Origin of the sequence: Streptacidiphilus sp. BW17 (genome assembly GCF_041262485.1) — a bacterium.
GTDB lineage: Bacteria > Actinomycetota > Actinomycetes > Streptomycetales > Streptomycetaceae > Streptacidiphilus.
Map to the genome: position 1 here is coordinate 1 of NZ_JBGCCR010000082.1, position 1,545 is coordinate 1,545.

General features: G+C 68.8%; 1 protein-coding gene. It reads left to right on the plus strand.

Annotation, left to right across the window (positions count from 1 at the left end; genetic code table 11):
- A partial coding sequence (locus tag ABH940_RS36925; protein WP_370107289.1) for an amino acid adenylation domain-containing protein occupies nucleotides 1–1,545 on the plus strand: 1,545 nt, incomplete at both ends.

The window sequence follows — 1,545 nt, forward strand, 5'->3', positions numbered from 1 at the left end:
GGCAGGTGGTGCGGACGCCGGATGCGGTGGCGGTGGTGTTCGAGGGTGTGGAGGTGTCGTATGCGGAGTTGGATGCGCGGGCGAATCGGTTGGCGCATTTCCTGATCGGTCGGGGTGTGGGTGCGGAGTCGGTGGTGGGGTTGTGTCTGCCGCGGGGTGTGGAGATGGTGGCCGCGATCTTGGGTGTGTGGAAGGCGGGAGCGGCGTATGTGCCGCTGGATCCGGAGTATCCGGCCGAGCGGCTGGACTTCATGGTGGCGGACAGCGGTGCCGGTTTGGTGTTGGGGACGGGCGGGCTTGACCTGGCTACTCCGGAGTTGGCTGCTCAGCCGTCCACAGCGCCCAGGACGGAGCTGACTGAAAATCAGTTGGCTTACGTGATCTACACGTCGGGGTCGACGGGTGTGCCGAAGGGTGTGGCGGTCACTCATGGTGCGGTGGCGGGCATGGCCGTGGCGCTGGGTCCGCATCTGGGTGTCCGGGTCGGGACGCGGGTGCTGCAGTTCGCGTCGTTCAGCTTCGATGCTTCGGTGTTGGATGTCGTGTTGACGCTGTCGGCGGGTGGGACGTTGGTGGTGGCGTCGGCGGGGGAGCGGGCTGATGTGGGTCTGCTGGTGAAGTTGGTGTGTGGGGCGGGGGTTGAGGCGGCGAGTGTGGTGCCGTCGTTGCTCGCTGTGTTGGAGCCTGCTGAGCTGCCGGGTTTGTCGACGGTGTTGGTGGGTGCGGAGCCGATCTCGGTGGAGCAGGCGCGGGTGTGGGGTGCGGGCCGGCGTTTGGTGAATACGTATGGTCCGACCGAGTCGACGGTGATGGTGACGGCTGGGCGGGTGGATGGTTCGGGTTCGGTGGTGCCGATGGGCGCGCCGGTGGCGAACATGCGGTTGTTCGTGCTGGACGGGTGGTTGCGGCCGGTGCCGGTCGGTGTGGTGGGGGATCTGTATGTCGCGGGTGGGCAGTTGGCGCGTGGCTATGTGGGTCGCCCGGGCCTGACCGCGGAGCGGTTCGTGGCGTCGCCGTTCGGCGGTGGTGGGCGGATGTACCGTACGGGCGACCGTGCGAGGTGGTCGGGCGACGGCGAGTTGGTGTTCGCTGGGCGTGCGGATGAGCAGGTGAAGATCCGTGGCTTCCGGGTGGAGCCGGGTGAGGTGCAGGCGGTGGTGGCCGAGCATCCGGGCGTGGCGCGGGCTGCGGTCGTGGCCCGTCAGGGCCGGGTGGGCGAGGAGTCGCGGTTGGTCGCCTATGTGGTGGGCGCCGATGCTGCGGGCGATGAACTTCCGGCTTCTGTGCGTGAGTTCGTTGCCACTCGGCTGCCGACGTACATGGTGCCGTCGGCGGTGGTGGTGCTGGAGGAGTTGCCGCTGACGGTGAACGGCAAGCTGGACCGCAAGGCCCTGCCCGCCCCCGAGTACGCCGCCGGCGCGGGTCGAGCGCCGGCGACGGTGCAGGAGGAGTTGCTGTGTCAGGCGTTCGCGCAGGTGCTGGGCCTGGAGCGGGTCGGCGTGGAGGACGACTTCTTCGCCCTGGGCGGCCACTCCCTACTGGCGA